Origin of the sequence: Rothia sp. HMSC071C12, from assembly GCF_001813895.1 — a bacterium.
Lineage (GTDB): Bacteria > Actinomycetota > Actinomycetes > Actinomycetales > Micrococcaceae > Rothia > Rothia mucilaginosa.
This window is the reverse complement of the sequence record NZ_KV814369.1, coordinates 4,096-10,740: the sequence shown is the minus strand read 5'-3', so window position 1 is coordinate 10,740 and position 6,645 is coordinate 4,096. Positions and strand designations below refer to the sequence as shown.

Annotated in this window: 5 protein-coding genes and 2 pseudogenes; 3 read left to right on the top strand and 4 right to left on the bottom strand. The window is 57.5% G+C overall.

What is annotated here, in order from left to right; translation table 11 throughout:
* Positions 1-193: 193 nt before the first annotated feature.
* Together HMPREF2942_RS09615 and HMPREF2942_RS09485 are read left to right on the top strand one after the other, a co-directional pair.
* A pseudogene (locus HMPREF2942_RS09615) lies at positions 194-379 on the top strand (type IV toxin-antitoxin system AbiEi family antitoxin domain-containing protein); the annotation flags it as partial.
* 309 nt (positions 380-688) lie between these two features.
* Positions 689-1,150 (top strand): DUF559 domain-containing protein, encoded by a 462-nt coding sequence (locus HMPREF2942_RS09485; protein WP_246824332.1) that lies wholly within the window; start codon positions 689-691, stop codon positions 1,148-1,150.
* Positions 1,151-1,431: 281 nt separating this feature from the next.
* On the opposite strand, the gene hisS is transcribed toward HMPREF2942_RS09485, so the two are convergent.
* Positions 1,432-2,793, bottom strand: a complete 1,362-nt coding sequence (gene hisS, locus HMPREF2942_RS01995; protein ID WP_049350086.1) for a histidine--tRNA ligase — start codon at positions 2,791-2,793, stop codon at positions 1,432-1,434.
* A gap of 303 nt (positions 2,794-3,096) precedes the next feature.
* On the opposite strand from hisS, the gene HMPREF2942_RS01990 reads away from it, so the two are divergent.
* Positions 3,097-4,365: a DUF349 domain-containing protein gene (locus HMPREF2942_RS01990; RefSeq protein ID WP_070688166.1), complete on the top strand. Its 1,269-nt coding sequence runs from the start codon at positions 3,097-3,099 to the stop codon at positions 4,363-4,365.
* A gap of 185 nt (positions 4,366-4,550) precedes the next feature.
* Here the strand turns inward: HMPREF2942_RS01990 and HMPREF2942_RS01985 are convergent, their stop codons facing one another.
* The 3 genes and pseudogenes from HMPREF2942_RS01985 to HMPREF2942_RS01975 all read right to left on the bottom strand — a co-directional run.
* Complete coding sequence (locus HMPREF2942_RS01985; protein ID WP_049354688.1) at positions 4,551-5,261, bottom strand: DUF6318 family protein; 711 nt, start codon at positions 5,259-5,261, stop codon at positions 4,551-4,553.
* Positions 5,262-5,387: 126 nt separating this feature from the next.
* On the bottom strand, positions 5,388-6,107 hold the full coding sequence (locus HMPREF2942_RS01980) for a DUF6318 family protein (protein ID WP_070688164.1): 720 nt from the start codon (positions 6,105-6,107) through the stop codon (positions 5,388-5,390).
* Positions 6,108-6,295: 188 nt separating this feature from the next.
* Positions 6,296-6,645, bottom strand: a pseudogene (locus tag HMPREF2942_RS01975) (peptide ABC transporter ATPase); the annotation flags it as partial.

Genomic DNA, 6,645 nt, shown 5'->3' with positions numbered 1-6,645 from the left:
TGTCTTCGCCGTGGGTCTTTAACCCGGGGTGAAGGCATTAACCTATCGAAAAGCCGCTAACCTATCGAAGTATTACCGGGGAATCCACTCCGCATGCCTGTGGACAAACACTTTTTCGGTAGAATCCGCGAAGTTATCCACAGATTTCACGAACAAGCCCCACAACCTCACACAGCCTGCCAGGATAAAGTCTATGAACACCGTAACTATTCCGTGGCAACGCGTCCCAAACGTACTACCGACTACACCAGAAATTACCCGCGCCGCAGAGCTACACCCATTCGTGCTGAACTCCCAGATGCTCAACCTGCGAGGAATCGGTCCGAAACGCATTCGCAAGCTAGTGGCGGAAGGGTCTCTGCAACGTATCCAGCGAGGAGCCTATATTTACACCCGCGATGCCCAAGCGCTCACCCCCGAAGAGCGGCTCACGGTACGGTGCATCGCTGCTCAGATGATGGGTCTTCAAGGGATCTTCTCCCACACATCAGCCGCGGCGCTATGGGGACTTGATGTACTCTCTGTTCCCCAAATGATAAGCGTGTATAGCTGTAGTCATAGCACCTCTGACAGGGGAAGAATCACCCGGCATTACAGCGCCACTGGCCCCGAGGAAGTCACCAGGTTGCCGGGCACATCCATCATGGTTACGACGGTGGCTCGCACGCTGCAGGATTGCACGCGCAGCATGCCCTTTCGGGAGGCGGTAGTCCTCGCTGACTCCATCATGCGGCGGGGACTGATGGAGCCCCACGAGGTAACCGAGATTCTACTGAGCCTCACCGGGTACGGCGGTTCCGCAGGGCCTTTCCTTGCGCAGGCGGTGGATGCATCCAGCGAGTCGGCCGGTGAAAGCCTCACCCGGTGCCTACTCATGGAGCACAGGCTGCCCCTCCCCGTAACGCAGTACCCGATTTCATGCGAGGGCCGTAACTATCGAGTGGACTTCGCCTGGCCCGAGGCGCGGGTCATTCTCGAGTTCGACGGCGAACAGAAATACGTGGACCACCCCGGCAGGGACCGCTACGAAGCCGCCCGCGACCGTGCCCTAGCCCGCGCCGGCTGGACGGTCGTGCACCTCACGTGGGCTGACATCTTTCAGAAAGAACGGGAAGTCATCACCCACCTGCGGAAACTACTCTTGAGATAAAGCGAGGAAACGCCTCAGTCGATAGGTTAGTGTCTTCACCCCGGGTTAAAGACCCACGGCGAAGACACTAGCCTATCGAGAAGACACTAACCTATCGAAAATCTGGGCTCACACAAAAGACCCGCCCGGCAGGGAGGCCAATATCCTCCCCACCAGGCGGGTACACATCCATATGCGGGTCCATATGCAGGCTACAGTAACCAAATTACTACAGCAGCCAGATACTACAGCGGCAAAACACCGCAGGCATTACAGGCCCTAAGATGACAGGCCCCTAATGTTTACAGGCCCTCAGCACGCACAATCTGAACGTGCAGGTCCTCAGCCGGCGGCATCCACGAAGCCGGATCAGCAGCAACCTGCTCACCCGAACGGATGTCCTTCACCTCGTGAACCGGGGCACCCGACTCATCCGACGAAATGAACCACACGAACGGAATGCCGCGCTTCTCAGCGTACTTAATCTGCTTACCGAACTTCGCCGCATTCGCAGACACCTCGCAGGCAATGCCGCGGGCACGCAGCGCATCTGCAACATCATTCGCGGCCGACCAGCCCTCATCATTCGTCAGGGCAACAAACACAGCCGAAGGCACCTTACGGCTCGCCTGCGCAAAACCCTGCGACAGAATACGAGCCACCACACGAGTCACACCAATCGACAGGCCAACACCCGGGTACGTCTTCTTACCGTTCGACGCCAGCGACTCATAACGGCCGCCCGAGCAAATCGAACCCAGCGACTCGTGACCAACCAGAACAGTCTCATACACGGTGCCGGTGTAGTAGTCCAGGCCGCGAGCAATCGACAGGTCAGCCAGCACCTTACCCGGCGCACGGCGAGCCGCCTCCTCAATGACCTCAGCCAGCTCAGCAAGACCCTGATCCAGCAGCTCGTGCTCCACCGAATACTTAGCAGCAAGCGCACGCACCTGCTCCACGAAGGATGCGTCCTCAGTGCGGATCTGCGCCAGCTCCAGGGCGGCAGCGGCAGCATCCGCGCTCGCACCAGCCTCAGCCTGCAGCTCCTCAGCCACACGCTCAGCACCAATCTTCTCCAGCTTGTCAATAGAACGCAGAACAGCCGCAGTATCAGTCAAACCCAAGCCCAGATAGAAACCCTCAGCCAGCTTGCGGTTATTCACACGCAGCTTGAACTCAGGAATCGGCAGCTTCGACAGCGCATCAACAACAACCAGCGCCAAGGTCACGTCGTAACGGAACGGCAGCTCACCGTCGCCAACCACGTCAATATCAGCCTGAGTGAACTCGCGGGCACGGCCCTCCTGCGGACGCTCACCACGCCACACCTTCTGAATCTGGTAACGCGAGAACGGGAAATTCAGGTAACCGGCGTTCTCCACCACATAACGGGCAAACGGCACGGTCAGGTCAAAGTGCAGAGCCAGCTTTTCCTTAGCCTTCGCAGCCTCATCCTCCTGCAGGCGAGAAATTGCGTAAACTTCCTTGTCAATCTCACCCTTGCGCAGCAGCTGCTCAATAGTCTCTACCGAACGAGTCTCAATCGGGGAGAAACCGTGCAACTCAAAAGTCTCACGCAAAGTGTCCAGAACATGATTCTCAACCAACCGCTCAGCCGGAAGATATTCGGGAAAACCAGACAGCGAAGCCTTGCGAGCCATACGCGATACTCCTTGACAAAGAACTTGACAACAAAACCCCCGGAACACCTCCGGGCATATCTACCCATCATACCAACACCCACCCCAGCACAGCACCCACTCCCCCAGCTCACCCGACACAAACCCACGCAAACCCGTAGCCGGCAGGTTCGCCCACAACACAACACGACCAGACACTACTCACACACACCCCACAGAGGCTATGCTTAGGAGGTGCACACGCACACCCAAACGGGTGCCCACCACGGGGAACAGCGCAAAGGCGCCCCACCCCCAGCACCCCCGAGTGAAAGAGTTATAGCGGTGACTACCAAACCCGACGACACTGTAAACCTCGAAAAGGCACGCCAGTACGGCCGCGTCTCCGAGGACGGCCACGTCTTCGTCATTGTCGACGGCGAAGAATACGCCGTAGGCCAGCTGCCCGGCGCCTCCGAAGAAGAAGCGCTCAGCTACTTCGCCCGCAAGTTTGAAAACGTCGAGGCGCAGGTTGCCCTGCTCGAATCCCGCCTCGCCAACAACGCCCCCGCCGCAGACCTGCAGAAGGGCATCACCTCCATCGGTGCACAGATCGGTGTGCGCAACATGGTCGGTGACTACTCCGGCCTGCAGAAGCGCCTCATCGCCCTCGCAGAACAGATCGCTGAACTCGGCGAAAAGCAGCAGCAGGCACGCACCGAAAACCGTGAACGCGCCCTCGCCGTCCGCGAAGAAATCGTCGCGGAAGCCGAGCAGATTGCCGGCCAGGACCCCGACCAGATCCACTGGAAGAACTCCCACTCCCGCATGAACGAACTGTTCGAAGCGTGGAAGAAGGCACAGCGCGAAATTCACCTGGCAAAGAGCGTAGAGGACGAGCTGTGGAAGCGTTTCCGCGCAGCCCGCACCACCTTCGACCGCAACCGCCGCGCACACTTCTCGCAGCTCGACGACCGCAACGCACGCATCAAGCGCGCCAAGGAAGAGCTGATCGCACGCGCGGAAGAGCTGTCCGCCTCGACTGACTGGTCTGAGACTTCCCGCGTATACGGCGACCTGATGCGCGCCTGGAAGCAGGTACCCCGCGGCCACCGTCGCGAAGACGACAAGCTGTGGGCACGCTTCCGCGCGGCACAGGACGTGTTCTTCAACGCCCGCAACGAAGCCGAAGCAGCGCAGGACGCAGTCTACGCCGAAAACCTCAAGGTCAAGGAAGCGCTGCTCGAAGAAGCACGCGCACTCCTGCCCGTCGAAGACATTGAAGGCGCGAAAGCAGCCTTCGAGAAGATCCTGGACCGCTGGGATGCGGCAGGCCGCGTGCCCCGCAACGACCTGCGCCGCGTCGACGGCGAACTGCGCCGTATTCAGGACGAAATCAACGGCGCCGAAGAGGCAAAGTGGAAGCGCAACGACCCCGCCAAGGCGGCACGCGCGAACTCCCTGCTCGCACAGATCGAGGACTCCCTCGCCGAGCTGGAAGCAGAGCTCGCAGCAGCTGAAAAGGGCGGCGACTCTAAGAAGATCGCCAAGGCTAAGGAAGCTCTGGAGGCGCGCCGCGCCTGGGCAGCAACCCTGCAGGGCTTCGGCAACTAGGGTCTAGCAGACGGTCTAAATAACGGTCTAATTAACGCCGAGAAGCCACATGTGTTTCGAAAAGCCACTTTTTTGGTGGCTTCTCGAAATACATGTGGCTTCTGCGTGTCTGCGGAATGTCTGCTGGGTGTCTGTGGGATGCGGGATATCTGCGGGGTGCGGACTTTTAGGATCGGCTGGAGGGACTAGTCATCAACGGGCTCATAATTCATGATTTCCCATTTCTGCCCGTTGTGCTTCAGCTCAAATCTAAAGGTGTCATCGGTTTTATCGTCATTACTCCATTTGCGCCAGCTACCGTCAGATTCAACATAAGTCTCGTAATCCCATTCGCGGTACGCCTTCCAGAAATAGGTTTCACCGTCTTCTGACCAGGGGTTACCGTCAGCAAGATAATGGTTTATACCGCCAATGACCCATCCGCCGCTTTTGTAAAGTTCCTCGACGCCTGTATAGGCCTTACGTTCGTCTTCAAAAGTAGGGGACATGAACTTGAAAGCCATCGAGTAATCGCCAGTTTGAGTACCGTAATTACCCCACAAAATCCAGGCATCCATCGTCTTACGCATGCCCTCTAGAGACTTTTCGTTGTAGCCGTCTTCCGGAGCATTGGGTTTCGGTACATTCTGTGCTGGACCGTATTTATCAGCAGGGCGGTACTCGCCATCGGGTGCTTTTGATCCGCCCGAGTAGCCTCGGACAGTAGACGGGGTAGCGCTTGCCGAAGGCGACTCCGACACCGCTACAGACGCCGAAGCCGTTTCGCTCGGCGCTGCGGAGGCGGTGGCTGCCGCCTCGTTATTAGCCTGCTGACTGCAGGCCGCAAGCAGGGTGCTCATGCCCAGGAGTGCACCGCCGTTCAACAACGCTCGACGAGTAAGAAAAACGGAAGTCATGGAAGTAGATTCCTTCTATCGGTGTGGTGTGAATGGGGGATGCTGATTAGAAAGCGGAAGATAGAGAAATTCTCGAAGCAAGAATAAGAATTCTTGCGATACTAATAAGTGCTTTTTATTTCCTATTTAGTCATCTACTTGTTCAAAGTCGATAATCTTCCAGCCCTCAGAAGTGTATTTAAACGAGAACTTCCAGGTGTCGTCATCCTTTCTGTCATTCTCGTAAGACTTCCAATCACCGTTAGGTTCAATGTACATAACGTAGCCCCACTCCCGGTACGCTTTCCAGTAGTAAGTCTCTCCCTCACTCCAAGGGTTCCCGTCAGCAATGTAGTGATCAAGACCCGCGATAATCCATCCGCCCCGCTTGTAGAGGGCTTCAAGACCTTCGTAGGAATCTAGTAGTTCGGTGAAGCTACTGTCAATGAATTGGCGTGCTTGACTGTAGTCTCCGGTTTCGGTGCCGTAGTTGTTCCATTCAATCCATGCGTTGAGTGTTTTGCTTAGGCCTTCATTGGATTTTTCTCGGTATCCGTCCTCAGGCGATGCAGGCTTCGGCACATTCTGCGCCGGACCGTTAGGGTCAGCTCCACGGTACTCTCCATCTGGCGCCTTTGAGCCGCCGGAGTAGCCACGGGTAATGACCGGGCTTGGAGTAGCCGATGCAGAAGCAGTATCAGATACCGCCGCAGACGTCGAAGCAGTCTCGCTCGGCGCGGCGGATGTTGTAGCAGATGCGCTCACCTCGTTGGTGGCTTGTTGGCCGCACGCCGCAAGCAGGGCACCAACACCCACAAGTGCGCCGCCGCTCAACAGTGCGCGGCGGGTAAAAAGGTTGGAAGTCATGGAAATACATTCCTCATATCGGTGTGAAGTGTGAATAGGTGGCTGGCTAGAAACCGGAAGACTAACCTGCCGAAGGGGAAGAACCCCCGATAGCTGAGAAGCCACATGCGTTTCGAAAAGCCATAAACAAAGTGGCTTCTCGGCGAACATGTGGCTTCTCAACGTAAGACCCACGGCAGAGAGATGCCTTACATATCGGGCCAGTCGCGGTGCAACGAATACTCCGTATCCCCGTCACCGCTATCATTCAGATGCCAGCGCTGACCAGTACGGATATCGGCCTTGCGCAGGCGCGGGTTCGGGTTATCCTTCTTACCCATGGTCGGATCATTCTTGCAGCCCCAACGAGTGTCGTCGTAGCTGCAGTCACCGGCTACGCGTCCCACATCAACCCACCAGACACGCACCAGCAGCGGGTCACTGGTTGCCTGCGGGGTCACCATCATCATTTGCCAGGGGCCACCGTCCACGCGGAAACGAGCCGTGTAGTGCACGGTCGCGTACGCGTGGAAGTTACCCGAACGCTGGTAGGCGTAGC

Coding starts and splice junctions, on each gene's coding strand:
- HMPREF2942_RS09485 (WP_246824332.1), top strand. CDS start 689: ATGCCCTTTCGGGAGGCGGTAGTCCTCGCTGACTCCATCATGCGGCGG.
- hisS (WP_049350086.1), bottom strand. CDS start 2,793: ATGGCTCGCAAGGCTTCGCTGTCTGGTTTTCCCGAATATCTTCCGGCT.
- HMPREF2942_RS01985 (WP_049354688.1), bottom strand. CDS start 5,261: ATGACTTCCGTTTTTCTTACTCGTCGAGCGTTGTTGAACGGCGGTGCA.
- HMPREF2942_RS01980 (WP_070688164.1), bottom strand. CDS start 6,107: ATGACTTCCAACCTTTTTACCCGCCGCGCACTGTTGAGCGGCGGCGCA.